The sequence below is a fragment of the Rhizobacter sp. Root404 genome, from assembly GCF_001425865.1.
Classification (GTDB): Bacteria; Pseudomonadota; Gammaproteobacteria; order Burkholderiales; family Burkholderiaceae_C; genus LMDS01.
Genome location: NZ_LMDS01000006.1, coordinates 1 through 17,795, shown reverse-complemented (window position 1 = coordinate 17,795; position 17,795 = coordinate 1). Strand labels below are relative to the sequence as shown.

Annotated in this window: 17 protein-coding genes; 9 read left to right on the top strand and 8 right to left on the bottom strand. The window is 70.6% G+C overall.

All coding sequences use genetic code 11. From position 1 onward, the window contains the following. Positions 1-80: 80 nt before the first annotated feature. Positions 81-359, bottom strand: coding sequence for a DUF427 domain-containing protein (locus tag ASC76_RS20765; RefSeq protein WP_056471277.1), 279 nt, complete (start codon positions 357-359; stop codon positions 81-83). Positions 360-528: 169 nt separating this feature from the next. On the opposite strand from ASC76_RS20765, the gene ASC76_RS20760 reads away from it, so the two are divergent. Continuing rightward, positions 529-1,671, top strand: coding sequence for a ScyD/ScyE family protein (locus ASC76_RS20760; RefSeq protein WP_056471274.1), 1,143 nt, complete (start codon positions 529-531; stop codon positions 1,669-1,671). On the opposite strand, the gene ASC76_RS20755 is transcribed toward ASC76_RS20760, so the two are convergent. Next, positions 1,658-2,689, bottom strand: coding sequence for a YafY family protein (locus tag ASC76_RS20755; RefSeq protein ID WP_056471271.1), 1,032 nt, complete (start codon positions 2,687-2,689; stop codon positions 1,658-1,660). The two genes, ASC76_RS20760 and ASC76_RS20755, sit on opposite strands and share 14 nt — an antisense overlap. Before the next feature lie 162 nt (positions 2,690-2,851). Here ASC76_RS20755 and ASC76_RS20750 point away from each other — a divergent pair, with 162 nt between their 5' ends. The 6 genes from ASC76_RS20750 to ASC76_RS20725 all read left to right on the top strand — a co-directional run bounded on the left by ASC76_RS20750 (position 2,852) and on the right by ASC76_RS20725 (position 12,095). Next, positions 2,852-3,952, top strand: coding sequence for a hypothetical protein (locus ASC76_RS20750; RefSeq protein ID WP_157615937.1), 1,101 nt, complete (start codon positions 2,852-2,854; stop codon positions 3,950-3,952). 147 nt (positions 3,953-4,099) lie between these two features. Then, the gene (locus ASC76_RS20745; RefSeq protein WP_235580545.1) at positions 4,100-5,536 is read left to right on the top strand and encodes an efflux transporter outer membrane subunit; all 1,437 of its coding nucleotides are present in this window, start codon (positions 4,100-4,102) and stop codon (positions 5,534-5,536) included. Further along, complete coding sequence (locus ASC76_RS20740; protein ID WP_056471265.1) at positions 5,533-6,669, top strand: efflux RND transporter periplasmic adaptor subunit; 1,137 nt, start codon at positions 5,533-5,535, stop codon at positions 6,667-6,669. The genes ASC76_RS20745 and ASC76_RS20740 overlap by 4 nt, the downstream gene beginning before the upstream one ends. Before the next feature lie 10 nt (positions 6,670-6,679). Then, positions 6,680-9,787, top strand: a complete 3,108-nt coding sequence (locus ASC76_RS20735) for an efflux RND transporter permease subunit (RefSeq protein ID WP_056472099.1) — start codon at positions 6,680-6,682, stop codon at positions 9,785-9,787. A 37-nt stretch (positions 9,788-9,824) separates the two neighbouring features. Next, positions 9,825-11,066 (top strand): HD-GYP domain-containing protein, encoded by a 1,242-nt coding sequence (locus ASC76_RS20730; protein WP_056471262.1) that lies wholly within the window; start codon positions 9,825-9,827, stop codon positions 11,064-11,066. A gap of 42 nt (positions 11,067-11,108) precedes the next feature. Further along, complete coding sequence (locus ASC76_RS20725; protein ID WP_235580544.1) at positions 11,109-12,095, top strand: LLM class flavin-dependent oxidoreductase; 987 nt, start codon at positions 11,109-11,111, stop codon at positions 12,093-12,095. A 9-nt stretch (positions 12,096-12,104) separates the two neighbouring features. On the opposite strand, the gene zwf is transcribed toward ASC76_RS20725, so the two are convergent. From zwf to minC, 5 genes are all read right to left on the bottom strand, one after another. Further along, entirely contained in the window at positions 12,105-13,568 is a 1,464-nt protein-coding gene (gene zwf / locus ASC76_RS20720; protein ID WP_200947196.1) for a glucose-6-phosphate dehydrogenase, read from the bottom strand. Positions 13,569-13,680: 112 nt separating this feature from the next. Beyond that, positions 13,681-13,995 (bottom strand): hypothetical protein, encoded by a 315-nt coding sequence (locus ASC76_RS20715; RefSeq protein ID WP_235580556.1) that lies wholly within the window; start codon positions 13,993-13,995, stop codon positions 13,681-13,683. Between the two features lie 147 nt (positions 13,996-14,142). Continuing rightward, positions 14,143-14,406 carry a cell division topological specificity factor MinE gene (gene minE / locus ASC76_RS20710; RefSeq protein ID WP_056471251.1) on the bottom strand — a complete coding sequence of 88 codons (264 nt, stop codon included), beginning with the start codon at positions 14,404-14,406 and terminating at the stop codon, positions 14,143-14,145. 3 nt (positions 14,407-14,409) lie between these two features. Beyond that, a complete protein-coding gene (gene minD / locus ASC76_RS20705; protein ID WP_056471248.1) occupies positions 14,410-15,225 on the bottom strand; it encodes a septum site-determining protein MinD in 816 nt (271 codons plus the stop codon). A gap of 19 nt (positions 15,226-15,244) precedes the next feature. Further along, positions 15,245-16,033, bottom strand: a complete 789-nt coding sequence (gene minC, locus ASC76_RS20700; RefSeq protein ID WP_056471245.1) for a septum site-determining protein MinC — start codon at positions 16,031-16,033, stop codon at positions 15,245-15,247. 195 nt (positions 16,034-16,228) lie between these two features. Between minC and ASC76_RS26285 the strand changes: the two genes are divergently transcribed. Continuing rightward, positions 16,229-17,032, top strand: a complete 804-nt coding sequence (locus ASC76_RS26285; RefSeq protein WP_056471243.1) for a PEP-CTERM sorting domain-containing protein — start codon at positions 16,229-16,231, stop codon at positions 17,030-17,032. 11 nt (positions 17,033-17,043) lie between these two features. On the opposite strand, the gene ASC76_RS20690 is transcribed toward ASC76_RS26285, so the two are convergent. Next, positions 17,044-17,547, bottom strand: coding sequence for an RcnB family protein (locus tag ASC76_RS20690; protein ID WP_056471240.1), 504 nt, complete (start codon positions 17,545-17,547; stop codon positions 17,044-17,046). Between the two features lie 154 nt (positions 17,548-17,701). Between ASC76_RS20690 and ASC76_RS26675 the strand changes: the two genes are divergently transcribed. Next, positions 17,702-17,795: hypothetical protein (locus ASC76_RS26675; protein ID WP_371262165.1), on the top strand; the 94-nt coding region annotated here is incomplete at its 3' end.

The window sequence follows — 17,795 nt, the reverse complement described above, 5'->3', positions numbered from 1 at the left end:
CACGCCGGGTACGGCGTGCGACTCTTCGGAAGGGTCGGGCCTTGCTTCGGGCGGCCCGGCGCGGCGGCTCGTGCCGCGAATCAGCTGACGACCACCCCTTTCCAGAACGCGACGCGGCCCTTGATGTTGGCGGCGGCCTCGCTCGGCTCGGGGTAGTACCAGACCGCGTTCTCGTTCATCTCGCCGTTGACGAACAGGCTGTAGTAGTACGCCTGGCCCTTCCACGGGCAGCTGCTGCGGTGGTTGCTGAAGGTCACGTACTCGCGCTTCAGGCTGCTCTCGGGAAAGTAGTGGTTGCCCTCGACGATCACGGTGTCGTCGCTCTCGGCGATCGTGACGCCGTTCCAGCTTGCTTTCATGGGGTGTGGCCTCTCGGTGGGTCGGTCGGCCCGGATGATCGCGCATCTGCCGGGACCGTGCTGGCCTCCCTAGTTTGAGGGCCGGCACTGGGGGGCGAAGCGGTATTCGGAAGTTCACACTTCGGTCCCCCAGGCGGTTGCCTGAACACCGTTGCCAAGGAGACTTCCCATGACCCTTCCGACACTGTTCCGCAGCGCGCTGGCGCTGGGCCTGCTGGCCGCGGCATGCGCGCAGGCGGCGCCGCAGGTCGACGTGATCGCCCGCGGCCTGGCCAATCCTCGCGGCATCGGCTTCGCGCCCAACGGCCAGCTGTTCGTCGCCGAGGCCGGCAGCGGCGGGAACGGCGCCTGCACCGTGCTGGGCGACGGGCAGACCGCCTGCTACGGCGAAACCGGCGCGCTGACCCGCGTCGACCCGACCGGCGCGAGCGCGCCGGTGCGCGTGATCAGCGGGCTGCCCTCGCTGGCGCCGGCGGGCGGCTTCGGTGCCGGCGGGCCGACGGCGATCTCCTTCGTCGGCACCGGCAACGGCCAGCTCGCGATCGGGCTCGGCACGGTCGGGTCCGCGCGCCAGGGGCTGGGCGCGAAGGCCGCGCTGTTCGGCACCACGTTGCGGGTGAATGTCGCCGGGGGCTGGAAACCCGGCGCGGACATCGCGGCGTTCGAGCAGGTCAACAACCCCGTCCCCGGCGGCAACGACAGCAATCCGTTTGGCATCGTCGCGCTGCCGTCGCGCCACATCGTCGCCGACGCCGGCGCGAACGCGCTGTATGAGGTTGCCGCCAACGGGACCATCAGCACCTTGGCCGTGTTCCCGGCGCGCATGGTGGCGGCGCCGCCCTTCCTCGGCCTGCCGGCGGGCACCAACATCCCGATGCAGGCGGTGCCGACCAGCGTGGCGCAGGGGCCGGACGGGTGGCTGTATGCCGGGCAGCTGACCGGCTTCCCGTTCCCGGTCGGCGCGGCGAACGTCTACCGCATCCCGCCGCAGGGCGGCACGCCGCAGGTCTACGCGAGCGGCTTCACCAACATCGCCGGGCTGGCGTTCGACGCCCGCGGCACGCTCTACGTGCTGCAGATCGGCGACGGCTTCGCCGGCCCCGGCGGGCCACCGCTGAAGGCGCCGGGCAAACTGATCCGCGTCGCGGCGAACGGCGCGCAGACGATCGTCTATGCCGGGCTGTTCTACCCGGGCGGCCTCGCGATCGGGCCAGACGGCGCCGCCTACGTGACGAACTTCGGGATCGTGCCGGGGCCGATCCCCGGCGCGTTCCCGGACGGCGGACAAGTGCTGCGCATCACGCTGGAGTGAGCTTGGCGGCGGGCGGCGCCGCATAGCGCGCCGCCGCGCTGCGCAGGCGCTGTGCGATCAGCGCCGCCAGCGCCTTGTCGCCGGTGACGACGACGCTGTCGCCGTGGCGCAGGATGTCCATCGCGAGCTCGGTCGGGTCGCTGTACGGCACCTGCAGCTCGTAGCGGCCCGTGCCGACCGCGCCATCGAGCCAGCGTGCCTTCTGCTGCGGGTGCCACTCCTCGTTCGCGACCCATTGCGCCGCCTCGGCGCTGAACACCAGCGTCGCCCACTTGACCTTGGCATCGCCGCCGCCGTAGATGCCGTAGCCGGCATCGAGTGCGCCTTCGAGCTCGCGCAACGGCACGTGCTTGGCCTTCTCGGCCAGCAGCGCCGCGTCGCGCACCGCATCGAGCGCGAAGCGGCGCAGCCCGTCGCTGGCGTGGCACCACGCGTCCAGGTACCAGGTGTTGCGGTAGTTCACCAGCCGTTGCGGCGAGACCTCGCGCTCGCTGGTCGTGCGGTCGCTGCGCTTGAAGTAGCGCAGCCGCAGCCGGCGCCGCTGCAGCAGCGCGCTGCCGAGCAGTTCGAAATGCTTGCTCGGCACACGGCGGCGCGCGGTGCCGATCACCTTGACGCGGCGCATCAGCTCGCGCGCCGCGCCCTCGTCGGTGCCCAGCATGCCCTGCAGCTTCTCCATCAGCGGCTGCAGGTGGCGCGCCAGCACGCCGTCGTCGTCGAGGCCGGCCAGCAGCTGGTGCATCGTCAGCAGCGCGTGGATCTCGTTCTCGCTGAACCACAGGCCGGGCAGTTCGCGGCGTGTGTCGGCCGACGGCCCCGACTCGGCCGCGGCGAAGCGGTAACCGTTGGCGAACGCGTCGTAGACGATCGGCGCGGCCAGCCGGTCGCGCAGGTACTGCAGGTCGCGCTTGAGCGTCGCCGGCGAGACATCGAGCTCGGCCTGCAGCGCCGCGAAGCTGACGCAGCCCCGGCTCTTGAGCAGCAGCTCGATCTTGTAGAAGCGTTCGGTACGGTCCATCGCGGCGATCCTGGATCAGGTCGGTGGCTCACCAGGTGAGCCAGTGGCGCAGAGCATACCCCGAGCGGTTCGGTCATGGGTAGCTCATGCCTTGAGCTACCTGACCGCCACACTGCCTCCATCGCTGCGAAACGGTCGCCGCGAATGTTCTGGAGCCCTGCCATGACCCACACCGCCGCGATCCTGATCGACCTGCAAACCGGCCTCCCCACCTCCGGCCTGACGGCGCACGAGCACGTCGGGTTCGAACTCGGCTGGGACTACGCCCACTACCGCGTCGCACTGCCGGCGCCGTTTGCGCAGGAGCCGTCCCCGCTGCGCAACGGCCTGCTCGCCGGCGATGCCGCGTTCGGCACGCGCACGCTGGCCGCCAACCGCCACGTGCGCAAGTGGCTGCAGCTGCGCCTGAACGCCTGGCTGCGCGGCCGCAGCGTCGAGCTGGTGCAGGTGACGCCGAACTACCTGCAGCAGATCGACGCCAGCCACTGCCCGATCACCCGCGTGCCGCTGTCCAGCGCCACGCTCGAGGGCAGCGACGGGTCGATCGACCGCGTTCGCAACGACGCCGGCTACGCCGCGGGCAACCTCGCGGTGATGAGCACCAAGGCCAACCATGCGAAGGGCGCGCACGGCTTCCGCGATGCGATCGGCTTCGTGCAGCAGATCGAGGCCGAGCAACTGCCCGGCCTGGGCGGACTGTCGGTCGAGCAGTGGTCGCGCACCGCGGTGCTGTGCAGCTTCGTCGAGCCGCTGCCGCACGACGAGGCCTGCGCCCTGCCGCTGCTGGTGCTGCCGCCGAACCGGCTGCGCCTGTTCAACCCGGTGCAGGCGCTGCAGGCCTTCGTCAGCCAGCAGTTGCTGAAGCCGGGCTGGAGCCACCGCATCAGCCGCTTCGAGGACCTGCTGCCCGGCAAGGCGCTGAAGCGGGATTTCCGCAGCTTCTTCATGAGCCTGCTGCCGCGCGTGATCGAGGCCGGGCGTGCCGGCGACGAGTGCCACGCGCGCTGGGCCGTCGAGGACGCATGGCGCGCGACGCTGGTGCAGCAGCGCTGGACCCGTTTCGCGCGCCAGCTCAGCGCCGCGTCGTGCGAGGCATTGCTCGCGCGCGCGGTCGCCCGCAAGCTGAGTTCGGCGGTGATGCTGCCGCTGAGCGAGGCCAGCGCCACCGAGGGCTGGAACCTCGCGACCCGCGGCTACGTACCGCACGCCGCGCCCGTCGCCGGCGCGCGTGCCGAGCCGGCACAGCGCCAGTTCGCCTGGTGAGCTCGCGCGGCTGCTGACACCGTGTTGTCAGCAGCCGCGCGGCCGTGTCGATTTCGGGCCGCGACGAACGTCGTCTCGTTGCTATGCTGCGGGCCTCGTCGAGGCCGACCCCGTTGCGACGGGTGCACGCGACAACGAAAGCGACCTGTGATCAGACCCTCGTTCAACCCGTGGCGCACCACCCTGGCGGCCGCGACAGCGGCGGCGCTTGCCGCCTGCAGCAGCGGGCCGCCGGCGCGCCCGCCGTCCGCCGGCACCGATGCGCCACCGCAATGGCAGGCGCCGGTGCCGCATCGTGGCGAGCTCACGGCGCTCGCCGAGTGGTGGCGGCAATTCGACGACCCGATGCTGACGGCGCTGATCGACGCCGCGCAGGCGGCGAGTCCGACGCTCGCGACCGCGACGGCGCGGATCGCGCAGTCGCGGGCGACGCGCGTGGCCGCCGGCGCCGCGCTGCTGCCGTCGGTCGATGCGAACGCCAGCGCGGTGCGCGGCCGGCAGGACTTCATCAGCGGCCTGGGCAACAGCGCCAGCGCCGGCGTGCAGGCCGCCTGGGAGATCGACCTGTTCGGCGGCCGCCGCGCCGCGAGCGAGGCCGCCCAGGCGCGCTTCGAAGGCGCGCAGGCCGGCTGGCACGACGCGCGTGTCGCGGTCGCCGCCGAGGTCGGTACCGCCTACACCAGCCTGCGCGCGTGCGAGGCGCAGGTGGCGCAGAGCGAGATCGACAGCCGCTCGCGCAACGAGACCGCGCGGTTGACCGACCTGAGCACGAAGGCCGGTTTCGAATCGCCCGCCAACGCCGCCCTCGCGCGTGCCAGCGCCGCCCAGGGCAACGGCCTGCTGACCCAGCGCCGTGCGCAGTGCGACGTGCTGGTCAAGGGCCTGGTCGCGCTGACCGGCATCGACGAGCCGGGCCTGCGCAGCCGGCTCGCGCCGAACGCGGCCCGCCTGCCGCAGCCCGCGCCGATCGCGTTGACCGCGGTGCCGGCGCAGGTGCTGGCGCAGCGGCCCGATCTGGCGGCGGCCGAGCGCGAGGTCGTCGCGGCCAGCGCCGAGGTGGCCCAGGCGCGCGCCGCACGGCTGCCGCGCATCACGTTGAACGGCAGTCTGAGTGCGGCGCGCATCGAGTCCGCGGATTTCGGCAACAGCAGCGGCACGCTGTGGTCCATCGGCCCGATCACCGTGGCCTTGCCCCTGTTCGACGGCGGCACGCGCCGCGCCAATGTCGACGCCGCGCGCGCCCGCTACGACGAGGCCGGCCTGCTCTACCGCGCCCGCCTGCGCACGGCGGTGCGCGAGGTCGAGGAGGCGCTGGTGGCGCTGCAGAGCACCGCCGACCGCGGCACCGATGCGCAGACCGCGAGCGCCGGCTACGCGGCCTCGTTCCGCGCCACCGAGGCGCGTTTCAAGGGCGGCCTGGCGAGCCTGTACGAACTTGAAGACGCGCGCCGCTCGGCCCTGCAGGCCGAGATTGCCCTGATCGACCTGCAGCGCGAACGCGCCACCGCCTGGATCTCGCTGTACCGCGCGCTCGGCGGCGGCTGGTCCGCCGCCGACACGTCACTCGCCACGCTGACCCCATGACTCCCATCATCCGTTTTCCCTGGTCGCGCGCACTGCCCGCGACGCTGTTGATCGTCGCGGCGGCACTCGCGACCGGCACGCTCGCCGTGCGTGCGGCCGATGACAAGGCCGCTGCCGCGCCGGCCCGCCCCGCGTTGACGGTCACCGTCACGCAACCGCAGTCGATCGCGCTGCCGTTGCGCATCACTGCCAACGGTAGCATCGCCGCTTGGCAGGAGGCCAGCGTCGGCACCGAGGCCAACGGGCTGCGGCTGGCGACCGTATTGGTCAACGTCGGCGACGTCGTCAAGCGCGGCCAGGTGCTCGCGACCTTCGCACCCGACACCATGCAGGCCGACGTGGCCCAGGTGCGCGCCGCGGTCGCCGAGGCCGAGGCCACGCTCGCCGAGGCCTCGGCCAACGCGCAGCGCGCGCGCGGCCTGCAGGCCACCGGCGCGCTCAGCGAGGCGGCGATCAACCAGTACCTGACGGCCGAACGCACCGCGAAGGCGCGGCTCGACGCCCAACGCGCGTTGGCCGGCATGCAGCAGTTGCGGTTGAAGCAGACGCAGGTGCTGGCGCCCGACTTCGGCGTGATCTCGGCGCGCAGCGCCACCGTCGGTGCGGTGCTTCCTGCCGGGCAGGAGCTGTTCCGGATGATCCGCCAGGGCCGGCTCGAATGGCGCGCCGAGGTCGCGGCCAACGACATGGCGAAACTGAAGCCCGGCATGGTCGCGCAGGTCACCGCAGGCGATGCGGCACCGGTGCGCGGCACGGTGCGCATGGTCGCGCCGACGGTCGACCCGCAGACCCGCAACGGCATCGTTTACGTCGACCTGCCGGCGCCGGCCGGCGCGGCGCGCGCCGGCATGTTCGCGCGCGGCGAGTTCGAGATCGGCAATGGTTCGGGGCTGACGCTCCCGCAGAGCGCGGTGCTGCTGCGCGATGGTTTCAGCTACGTGCTGCGCGTCGGGCCGGACTCCAAGGTCGCGCAGGTCAAGGTCGGCGTCGGCCGGCGCCTGGGCGACCGGATCGAGATCACCGGCGGGCTCGACCCGACGGCGCGCGTGGTCGCGGCTGGCGGCGGCTTCCTGGCCGATGGCGACCTGGTGCGCGTGGTCGCAGCGCCCGCCGCCGCGTCGGCCGCCAAGTGAGGCCCGCGCGATGAACGTCTCTTCCTGGTCGATCCGCAACCCGGTGCCGGGCGTGCTGCTCTTCATCATGCTGACGCTGGTCGGCCTGGTCGCCTTCAAGGCGATGAAGATCCAGAACTTCCCCGACATCGACCTGCCCACCGTCACCGTCACGGCCGCGCTGCCCGGCGCGTCGCCGGCGCAGCTCGAGACCGAGGTCGCGCGCAAGCTCGAGAACTCGATTGCAACGCTGCAGGGCGTCAAGCACATCTACACCACGGTGCAGGACGGCTCGGCGATCGTCACGACCGAGTTCCGCCTGGAGAAGCCGACGCAGGAGGCGGTCGACGATGTGCGCGCCGCGGTCTCGCGGGTGCGCTCCGACCTGCCCGGCGACCTGCGCGACCCGGTGGTCACGAAGATGGAGCTGTCCGGCGCGCCGATCCTGACCTTCACGGTCGCGTCGACCCGCATGGACGACGAGGCGCTCAGCTGGTTCGTCGACAACACGGTCGCGAAGACGCTGCTCAGCGTGCCCGGCGTCGGCGCGGTCAGCCGCGTCGGCGGCGTGACGCGCGAGGTGCGGGTCGAGCTCGACCCGGGCCGGTTGCAGGCGCTGAACGCGACCGCGGCGGACATCTCGCGCCAGCTGCGCATGGTGCAGCAGGAGGCTTCGGGCGGGCGCACCGATGTCGGCGGCGCCGAGCAGTCGGTCCGCACGATCGCCACGGTCAAGTCGGCCGACGAACTCGCACGCATGGAGATCACGCTCGGCGACGGCCGCCGCGTGCGGCTCGACCAGGTGGCGAGCGTGCTGGACACGGTTGGCGAGCAGCGCTCGGCGGCGCTGCTGAACGGCAAGCCGGTGGTCGGCTTCGAGATCACGCGCACCCGCGGCGCCGGCGAGACCGAGGTCGCGGCCGGCGTGCGCAAGCAGCTCGAGACGCTGAAGGCCGCGCACCCGGCCATCGCGATCACCGAAGCCTTCAACTTCGTCGACCCGGTTCAGGAGAACTACGACGGCTCGATGATCCTGCTGTACGAGGGCGCGGCGCTGGCGGTGCTGGTCGTCTGGCTGTTCCTGCGCGACTGGCGTGCGACGCTGGTCTCGGCCACGGCGTTGCCGCTGTCGATCATCCCGGCGTTCGCGGCGATGTACCTGTTCGGCTTCACGCTCAATGGCGTGACACTGCTGTCGCTGTCGCTGGTGGTCGGCATCCTGGTCGACGACGCGATCGTCGAGATCGAGAACATCATGCGGCACCTGCGCATGGGCAAGAAGCCGTTCGAGGCGGCGATGGAGGCGGCCGACGAGATCGGCCTCGCGGTGATCGCAACCACCTTCACGCTGATCGCGGTGTTCCTGCCGACCGCGTTCATGAGCGGCGTGCCGGGCAAGTTCTTCGTGCAGTTCGGCTGGACCGCGGCGATCGCGGTGTTCATGTCGCTGGTCGTCGCGCGGCTGCTCACGCCGATGATGGCCGCCTACGTGCTGAAGGTGCCGAAGAAGGAACACCGCGAAGGCGCGTGGCTCGGCATCTACATGCGCTGGGTCCAGGGCGCGCTGAAGCACCGGGTGTGGACGACGATCGCGGCCACCGTGTTCCTGGTCGGCTCGTTCATGCTGGTGCCGCTGCTGCCGACCGGCTTCATTCCGCCGGACGACCTGTCGCAGACCCAGGTCTCGATCTCGCTGCCGCCGGGCGCCACCTTCGCCCAGACCTTCGCGACCGCCGAGGCGGCGCGGGCGATCGTGCAGAAGAACGAGCATGTGAAGCTCGTCTACACCGCGATCGGCGGCGGCAACACCGGTGCCGACCCGTTCGCGCCGAGCGGCGCGGCCGAGGTCCGCAAGGCCACGCTGACGATCAACATGACGCCGCGCGACCAGCGCCACGGCATCAAGAAGCAGGCGGTCGAGGCGCAGCTGCGCGACGCACTCGAGGTGCTGCCCGGCGCGCGCGTGAAGGTCGGCTTCGGCGGCTCGAGCGAGAAGTACGTGCTGGTGCTGGCCGGCGAGGACGGCGACGCCCTCGCCGCGCATGCCAAGCTGGTAGAGCGCGACCTGCGCACGATCCCCGGCATCGGCGCGGTCACGTCGACGCTGAGCCTGGTGCGGCCCGAGCTGATCGTGCGGCCCGACTTCGCGCGCGCCGCCGACCTGGGCGTCACCTCCGCCGCGATCGCCGACACGCTGCGCATCGCGACCGCCGGCGACTACGACCAGGCGCTGCCCAAGCTGAACCTGAGCCAGCGCCAGGTGCCGATCGTCGTCAAGCTGAAGGCCGATGCCCGCACCGACCTCGACCTGCTCGCGCGCCTGGCCGTGCCCGGCGCACGCGGGCCGGTGATGCTGGGCAACGTCGCGACGCTCGCGATCGACAGCGGCCCGGCGCAGATCGACCGCTATGACCGCCAGCGCAACATCAACTTCGAGATCGAGCTGAACCAGCAGCCGCTCGGCGAGGTCGAGAAGCAGGCACAGGCGCTGCCCAGCCTGAAGGACCTGCCGCCCGGCATCTCGCAGCGCGGCGTCGGCGACGTGGAGGCGATGGGCGAGCTGTTCGCGAGCTTCGGCCTGGCGATGCTGACCGGCGTGCTGTGCATCTACATCGTGCTGGTGCTGCTGTTCCACGACTTCGTGCAGCCGGTCAGCATCCTGGGCGCGTTGCTGCTGGCGATCCCGGGCGCGTTCCTGGCGCTGTTCGTCACGCAGACGGCGTTGTCGATGCCGTCGATGATCGGGCTGATCATGCTGATGGGCGTGGCGTCGAAGAACTCGATCCTGCTGGTCGAGTACGCGATCATGGCGCGGCGCGACCTCGGCATGTCACGCACCGACGCGCTGCTCGACGCCTGCCACAAGCGCGCCCGCCCGATCGTGATGACGACGATCGCGATGGGCGCCGGCATGCTGCCGATCGCGATTGGCCTGGGCACCGACCCGAGCTTCCGCGCGCCGATGGCGATTGTCGTGATCGGCGGGTTGATCACCTCGACCTTCATCAGCCTGCTGGTGATCCCGGTGATCTTCAGCGTCATCGACGACCTGATGGAATGGGCGCGGCGCAAGCTGCATCGCCGGCGGACCGGAAAAGGCCCGGCTCAGGCCGAGCCGGCAACAGCCGATATCCACTGACCGGTGCCGGCTCGACGCGGCGCGGGCACCCCACCCGATGCTGAAGAAAATCGCCACCGCCGATCTTCGCCTGGGCATGCACCTGCATGCCCTGGAGGGGCCGTGGCTCGATCACCCCTTCTGGCGAACGAAGTTTGTACTCGCTGACGCGGCAGACTTGAGCGCCGTTCGTACCAGCGGCGTCACGCACTGCTGGATCGACTCGTCCAAGGGCCTCGACGTGGCGGCCCCTGCGGCGCCTGCGACGCCGGGGGTGAAGGACTCGCCGACCGCGCCCGCGTCGTTCGCCGAGCTGCCCGACCCGCCCGACACCGTGCCGGCGCCGAGCGTCGCGTTCGAGGAGGAGCTGGCCCAGGCCGCGCGCCTGTGCAGGAAGTCCAAGCTCGCGGTGCAGCAGCTGTTCGGCGAGCTGCGCATGGGCAAGGCGCTCAATGCCGAGGCCTTCCAGCCGCTGGTCGAGGAACTCGCGGCTTCGGTGTTCCGCAACCCGGGCGCGCTCGTCAGCCTGGCGCGGCTCAAGACCAAGGACGACTACAGCTACATGCACTCGGTGGCCGTCTGCGCGCTGATGATCGCGCTGGCGCGCGAAGCGGGCCTCGGCGCCGCGGCGTGCCGCGAGGCCGGGCTGGCCGGGCTGCTGCACGACGTCGGCAAGGCGCTGATGCCGCTGGAGGTGCTCAACAAGCCCGGCAAACTGACCGACGCCGAGTTCGGCGTGATGCGCTCGCATCCGGCCCGCGGCCACGCCGTGCTGCTCGAAGGCGGCACGGCCGGCGCGGTCGCGCTCGACGTCTGCCTGCACCACCACGAGCGCGTCGACGGGCGCGGCTACCCGCAAGGACTGACGGGCGACGCGATCTCCCAGATGGCGCGCATGGGCGCCATCTGCGATGTCTACGACGCGATCAGCTCGAACCGCCCGTACAAGGCAGCCTGGGACCCGGCCGACTCGATCTCGCGCATGGCCTCCTGGGCCGGCCACTTCGACCCGACGCTGTTCGCGGTGTTCGTGCGCAGCCTGGGCATCTACCCGACCGGCTCGATGGTGCGGCTGCGCTCCGGGCGCCTCGCCGTGGTCGTCAAGCAGCACGCGACCAACCTGACCGCGCCGACCGTCAAGGTCTTCTTCTCGACCCGCTCGAACATGCCGATCGCCGCGCAGCAGATCGATCTGGCGCGCGCCGACGCCAGCGACGCCATCACCGCTCGCGAGCCGCGCGGTGACTGGAGCGCATCGCAGCTCGACGCGCTGTGGGCCGGCGACGCGCTGCGCGGCTGAATCGGCGGTTGCAGGCGGCCCGGCCGCCCCCAGATGCGGTGGATGAAGACGCCGCTTTCCGTACTCGACCTCTCGCCGATCACGCAGGGCAGCGACGCCGCGGAATCGTTCCGCCGCACGCTCGACCTGGCGCGCCATGCCGAGCGCCTCGGCTTCCACCGCTTCTGGCTCGCCGAGCACCACGGCATGCCGGGCATCGCCAGCGCCGCGACCGCGGTGCTGATCGGCCACGTGGCGGGCGGCACCTCGACGATCCGCGTCGGCGCCGGCGGCATCATGCTGCCCAACCATTCACCGCTGGTCATTGCCGAACAGTTCGGCACGCTGGCGGCGCTGTACCCGGGCCGGATCGACCTCGGCCTCGGCCGTGCGCCGGGCTCCGACCAGCCCACCGCCCGCGCGCTGCGCCGCCACCTCGGGTCCGACGTCGACAGCTTCCCGCAGGACGTGCTCGAACTGGCCGACTACCTGAGCGACGCGCCGCGCCAGCCGGTGCTCGCGGTGCCCGGGCGCGGTGCGAACGTGCCGCTGTGGATCCTCGGCTCCAGCCTGTACGGCGCGCAGCTCGCGGCCGCCCTCGGGCTGCCGTACGCCTTCGCGTCGCACTTCGCTCCGGCGCAGATGATGCAGGCGATCGCGCTGTACCGGCAGCAGTTCCGGCCCTCGGCGCCGGGTGGCAAGCCGCACGTGATGCTGGGCTTCAATGTCTTCGCGGCCGACACCGACGACGAGGCGGAGTTCCTCGCCACGTCGATGCAGCAGGCCTTCGTGAACCTGCGCAGCGGCCGGCCGGGCCAGTTGCAGCCGCCGCAGGCCGGCTACCGCGAGCGCCTCGGCCCGCAGGAGAACGCGTTGCTCGACTCGGTCCTGTCGTGCTCTGCGGTCGGTTCGCCCGACACGGTGCGGCGCGAGTTGCGCGCCTTCATCGACCGCACCGGCGCCGACGAGCTGATGATCACCTCGCAGGTCTTCGACCACGCGGCTCGCCTGCGCTCCTACGAGATCACCGCCGAGGTCGCACGCGGCTGAAGGCCGCGGTCACCCGCCCGACTTGTTCGGATCGCGCCAGGCCCGCTCGAACGGCAGCCGCCAGGCATGCGGCGCGATCAGCTGGTGGATCGACTTCGGGCCCCACGAGCCCGGCGGGTACAGCCGCACCGGCGGGGGCGCTTCGAGCAGTTGGGTCGACACTTCCCAGAGCCGCTCGATGCCTTCGGCGGTCGTGAACAGCGTGCGGTCGCCGCGCATCGCGTCGAGGATCAGGCGCTCGTAGGCTTCGAGCACGTCGCCGATCAGCCCGGTGTCGTGCATCGCGAACTGCAGGCTAAGCTTGTCCAGCCGCATGCCGGGGCCGGGCCGCTTGCCGTAGAACGACAGGCTCATCTTCGACGCGTCGGCCAGGTCGAAGGTCAGGTGATCGGGCCCCTGCGCACCGACGCCCGAGCCGGCCGGGAACATGCTCTTCGGCGGCTCGCGGAACGCGATCGAGATGATCCGCTGGCCCTCGGCGAGGCGCTTGCCGGTGCGCAGGAAGAACGGCACGCCGGCCCAGCGCCAGTTGTCGATGAAGCACTTCAGCGCGATGAAGGTCTCGGTTTCCGATTCGGGGTCGACGCCGTCCTCCTGCCGGTAGCCGTTGTACTGGCCGCGCACCACGTCGCTCGGCTGGATCGGCAGCATGCTGCGGAAGACCTTGTTCTTCTCCTCGCTGATCGGCGCGGGCTCGAGCGAGGTCGGCGGCTCCATCGCCATGAAGCCGAGGATCTGGAACAGGTGCGTGACCACCATGTCGCGGTAGGCGCCGGTCTGCTCGTAGAAGCCCGAGCGCTTGCCCAGACCCAGCGTCTCCGGCACGTCGATCTGCACGTGGTCGATGAAGTTGCGGTTCCAGATCGGCTCGAAGAGGCCGTTCGCGAACCGGAACGCGAGGATGTTCTGCGCCGGCTCCTTGCCGAGGAAGTGGTCGATGCGGAAGATCTGCTCCTCGGCGAAGACCTCGTGCAGCCTGGCGTTCAGCGACACGGCGCTGGCCTTGTCGGTGCCGAAGGGCTTTTCCATCACGATGCGCGAGCGTTCGACCAGACCCGCCTCGCCCAGCATGCGCACCGCCGACAGCGCGGCGCTCGGCGGCACGCTCAGGTAGTGCAGCCGGCGGCTCTCGCCCGCGAGCGTGGCCTCGGCGGCATCGACCGCGGCGCGCAGCGCGGCCGGGCCGGCCGTGAGCGGCACGTAGTCGAGCGTGGCGGCGAAGGTGTCCCAGTCGGCGTCGCTGACCTTGCGCGCCGCGAACTCGTCGAGCGCGCTGCGTGCCGCGGCGCGGAACTCCTCGACGCCGTACTCGTCGAGCGAGACGCCGATGATCCGGCAGCCCGGAATGAAGCCGGCACTCGCGAGGTGGAACAGGCCGGGCAGCAGCTTGCGCCGCGCCAGGTCGCCGGTCGCGCCGAACAGCACCACGACCTGCGGAAACCGCGGGCCCACACCTGGAGGAATCTTTGCCACCGCGCCCACCCTTCGTCAGCCCTGCCCGCGCCGACCCACGTGTCGACGCCCAGCGGCATTCTGCGTCAGCGGACGCAAGGAGCGGGCCTGGCGCCCGCGCGCGGCGAGTTGCTCAGGGCTTGGCGGTGTGCCAGGCGCCGAGCACGCCGTCGCCCGTCCTGTCGCCGGGTTTCGTGTCCTTGACCCAGTAGTACAGCGGCTTGCCCTTGAGGGCCCACTGCTTCTTGCCGTCGTCGCGGGTGACGACGCTGTAGTCGCCGGCAGGCTTGTCCAGGTCGGTGGCCATCAACGGCGGCCAGTTGGTCGCGCACGCACCGTTGCAGACGGACTTGCCGCTGCCGGCGGTGTCCTTGTCGAAGGTGTAGAGCGTCATGCCGTTGGCGCCGACGAGCACGCCGTCGGCGGTCCGCGTCGGGGCGGGCGCCATGACGGCGCAGGCGCCGAGCAACGCGGCACTGACGATCAGGAGCGAAATGGGGCGAAGAGCGAAACGCATGGCGGCAGTCCGGAGGCGCGGACGAGGTGTCCGCCCTCGGTAGACGCTTGGGACGGCGCCGCTATTCCCTTGTGGACCTCAGCGCAACGCGTCGGGCAGCTCGATCTTGACTTGCAGCACCTCGAGGTTGTCCTGGCGTTCCAGTTCGACCTTGATGTCCTCGGGCTTGATCGACACGTACTTCGATATCACCGCCATCAGCTCCTTCTGCAGCGCGGGCAGGTAGTCGGGGCGGCTCGCGCCGCGCCCGCTGCGCTCGTGCGCGAGGATGATCTGCAGCCGCTCCTTGGCGACGCTGGCGGTCTTCTTCTTTTCTCCGAGCAGGAAGGACAGCAGAGACATGCCTTACCTCCCTCCGAAGACGCGTTTGAAGAAGCCGGGTTTCACGGCCTCCGTGAAGCGCATCGGTCGGCTCTCGCCGAGGAAGCGCGCCACCACGTCCTTGTAGGCCTCGGACACGTCGGTGCCCTTCAGGTGCACTGCCGGCACGCCCTGGTTGGAGGCGTCGAGCACGGTCTCCGATTCGGGGATCACGCCGATCAGGTCGATCCGCAGGATGTCCTTGATGTCGCCGAGCGACAGCATCTGCCCGCCCTCGACCCGATTCGGGTTGTAGCGGGTGATCAGCAGGTGCTCCTTGATCGGCTCCTTGCCGTCGATCGCGCGCTTGGTCTTGGACGACAGCATGCCGAGGATGCGGTCGGAGTCGCGCACCGACGAGACCTCGGGGTTGGTCACGACCAGCGCCTCGTCGGCGAAGTGCATCGCCATCAGCGCGCCGGTCTCGATGCCAGCCGGCGAGTCGCAGACGATGTACTCGAAGTCCATCGCGGCGAGATCGTTCAGCACCTTCTCGACGCCCTCCTGCGTCAGCGCGTCCTTGTCGCGCGTCTGCGAGGCAGCGAGCACGAACAGGTTGTCGCACTGCTTGTCCTTGATCAGCGCCTGGTTGAGGTTGGCCTCTTCCTGGATCACGTTGATCAGGTCGTAGACGACGCGGCGCTCGCAACCCATGATCAGGTCGAGGTTGCGCAGGCCGACGTCGAAGTCGATCACCGCGGTCTTGTGGCCGGCGAGTGCGAGGCCCGAGGCGAAACTGGCGCTGGTGGTGGTCTTGCCCACGCCACCCTTGCCGGAGGTCACGACGACGATCTTGGCCATGGTCTCGGAATCCTTTGGTTCAATCTGATTGGAGGGGCTCGACGACGAGCTTCTCGCCCGCGAGCCGCACCTGTGCGGGCTTGCCCAGCACGGCGGCGGGCAATTCGTGTTCGGTGGTTCGATAGATGCCGGCGATGGAGAGCAGCTGCGGCTCCATGCAGGTCGTGAAGATGCGCGCGCGGGTGTCGCCCAGCGCGCCGGCCAGCGCCCGGCCGCGCAGCGGCGCGTAGACGTGGATGTTGCCGTCGGCGATCACCTCGGCGCCGAAGCTGACCACCGCGAGCACGATCAGGTCGGCGCCCTTGGCATAGACCCGCTGACCGGACCGCAGCGGCTTGTCGATCACCAGCGCCGTGCGCGGGGGTTCGGGCATCGGCTCGGGCTCGGGCTCGGTGGCCGGTGCCGCCGCCGCCACTGCCTTCGCCGGCGGCTCCGCCCCGGCATCGATCGGCGCGTGCTGGCGCACCGGCAACGCGCCCGGGCCGCTGCCGTGGGCCTCGCTGAGACCGGCGGCAAGCGCGTCTTCCATCTGCTGCGCATTGCCGGACTTGACGGCCACCGGCAACATCTTGTGACCGCGCAGCAGGTGCATGAGCACGACGAAGTCGATCGGCTCGTCGGCGTCGCGCACGTGCGAGAGGTCGATCGCGACCGGATCGTTGTCGAACAGGCCCGGTGCGTCGGCGAAGCGCTCGTCGAGCGCCTGCGACAGGCGCGCGAGGTCGGTGGTCTTCAACATCACCGCCACCAGCGTGAGCGCGGCACTCTTGAGTTCGAAGGCAGCAGGAGCCTGGAGGACGACAGCCATGGATTCGTGCGGCGGCAAAGGCGTCGAGTTTAGCGGGTGCCCTCGGCCGACCGCGGTATCCCCCGATTCAGGGGTCCTGCCCCTAGGACTTGGGGTGTTCAGACGGGTTGACGACTCCGACAGTCCACCTTCGCGCATTTCATTGTCGCAATACAGACAAATTGCCCGCCACGTCCACCTTCGAGGAGACCACCCGTGACCACTCGCCTGAACCGCTTCGCGCTCGCCGCACTGTTGTCGGCCGCCCCGTTCGCCGTGTCCGCGGACCCGCTCGACCTGTCGTCCTGGACGCCGCTCACGCTGAACTACCCGGGCGGCCAGGGGTTCGGCAGCTGGGTGCTCTCGGCCGGCAACACCACGGTGAAGCAGGTGATCAACGCCGATCCGTCCTTCTATCTGAACAATTTGAACCAGACGAAGTACTCGATCGACGGCACCTGGCGCGTCGACGCCGGCACCGGCGACGACGACTACATGGGCTTCGTGTTCGGCTACCAGAACTCGAGCAACTTCTACCTGTTCGACTGGAAGCAGGGCACGCAGGGCTACGTCGGCCGCACCGCGGCCGAGGGCATGGCGATCAAGAAGTTCACCGGCGGCACCGGCAACGGCGCCACCGATCTCTCGCTCGAGGAGTTCTGGGAGAACCAGGTCAGCTTCGGTGACATGGTCGTGCTGGCGAAGAACCAGTCGTCCTCGGCCGGCTGGCTCGCGGCGACCGATTACAGCTTCCACCTCGACTTCGACCAGAACCCGGGGGAGATCCACGTCGTCGTGAAGAACGGCGCGACGACGCTGTGGGACACCACGGTCGTCGACACCACCTTCACCGGCGGTCAGTTCGGCTTCTTCAACAACTCGCAGGCGAACGTGACCTACGCGGGCTTCACGCAGACCGGCGGTGTGCCGGTGACGCCGATCCCCGAGCCCGGGACCTACGCGCTGATGCTCGTCGGTCTCGGCGCGCTCGGGTTCGCGGCGCGGCGGCGCCGCGCCTGAGCCTCAGGCGATCACTGGTTCAACAGGATCGACGCGATGATGCCGGTGGCGATGGCCACCAGCACGTAGTCGCCGCCGGTCTGCACCCAGTGGTAGCCGCGCGGCGGCGCGGTGAGGCGGTGGCCGCGCCAGTCGTCGACCACGTACTGGCGGCTGCGCCACTCGGGCGGCAGGCGCCCGCCGCGGTAGAAGTTGTGGTTCGGACCGGCGCCGCGACCGTCGCGGTAGCCGTACGCGGGGGCATGGCCGGGCGGGCCTCGCCGGTCGTCACGACCACGGTAGTCGTCCCGGCGGTCGTTGCGGCTGCGGTAGTCATCGCGGCGATCGCTCCTGCGGTCGTCACGGCGAGTGTCGACCGGGCGGTCGCGCGGATCGGCGTGGCGCGGCAGGCGAACGTCGTAGCTCCCCTGGCCGGCCCGGTCGGCGCGGATATCCTTGTCGTTCTGAGCGAACGCCAGACCGCTGACGCTCATGGAAAAGGCTGCGACGGCGCTGACGATGGCGTGGTATCTCATGGGACGCTCCTTGGATGATCCGGTAGACCAGTCTGTACTCAACGCCGGCGCCGGGCTGTAGGCCGACATCCGCCGCGGCGATCGGAGGGCACGCGGTCGTGACAATTCGCAAGCGGGCTTCTACAGTCGAGATCCCACAGAAACGGAAGCCACCATGAGAGCCCCCGCGCCCGACGCCGAATACCTGATGCGCGACACGACGTCGCACCCGCCGGCGCTGACGCCGGCGTACAAGACCAGCGTGCTGC

What these genes read in the sequence shown, in the direction of transcription:
- ASC76_RS20740 (WP_056471265.1), top strand. Translation starts at nt 5,533, where the DNA reads ATGACTCCCATCATCCGTTTTCCCTGGTCGCGCGCACTGCCCGCGACG.
- ASC76_RS20755 (WP_056471271.1), bottom strand. Translation starts at nt 2,689, where the DNA reads ATGGACCGTACCGAACGCTTCTACAAGATCGAGCTGCTGCTCAAGAGC.
- minD (WP_056471248.1), bottom strand. Translation starts at nt 15,225, where the DNA reads ATGGCCAAGATCGTCGTCGTGACCTCCGGCAAGGGTGGCGTGGGCAAG.
- ASC76_RS20715 (WP_235580556.1), bottom strand. Translation starts at nt 13,995, where the DNA reads ATGGCGCCCGCCCCGACGCGGACCGCCGACGGCGTGCTCGTCGGCGCC.
- minC (WP_056471245.1), bottom strand. Translation starts at nt 16,033, where the DNA reads ATGGCTGTCGTCCTCCAGGCTCCTGCTGCCTTCGAACTCAAGAGTGCC.
- ASC76_RS20730 (WP_056471262.1), top strand. Translation starts at nt 9,825, where the DNA reads ATGCTGAAGAAAATCGCCACCGCCGATCTTCGCCTGGGCATGCACCTG.
- minE (WP_056471251.1), bottom strand. Translation starts at nt 14,406, where the DNA reads ATGTCTCTGCTGTCCTTCCTGCTCGGAGAAAAGAAGAAGACCGCCAGC.
- ASC76_RS20750 (WP_157615937.1), top strand. Translation starts at nt 2,852, where the DNA reads ATGACCCACACCGCCGCGATCCTGATCGACCTGCAAACCGGCCTCCCC.
- ASC76_RS20760 (WP_056471274.1), top strand. Translation starts at nt 529, where the DNA reads ATGACCCTTCCGACACTGTTCCGCAGCGCGCTGGCGCTGGGCCTGCTG.
- ASC76_RS20765 (WP_056471277.1), bottom strand. Translation starts at nt 359, where the DNA reads ATGAAAGCAAGCTGGAACGGCGTCACGATCGCCGAGAGCGACGACACC.
- ASC76_RS20690 (WP_056471240.1), bottom strand. Translation starts at nt 17,547, where the DNA reads ATGAGATACCACGCCATCGTCAGCGCCGTCGCAGCCTTTTCCATGAGC.
- ASC76_RS20735 (WP_056472099.1), top strand. Translation starts at nt 6,680, where the DNA reads ATGAACGTCTCTTCCTGGTCGATCCGCAACCCGGTGCCGGGCGTGCTG.
- ASC76_RS20725 (WP_235580544.1), top strand. Translation starts at nt 11,109, where the DNA reads ATGAAGACGCCGCTTTCCGTACTCGACCTCTCGCCGATCACGCAGGGC.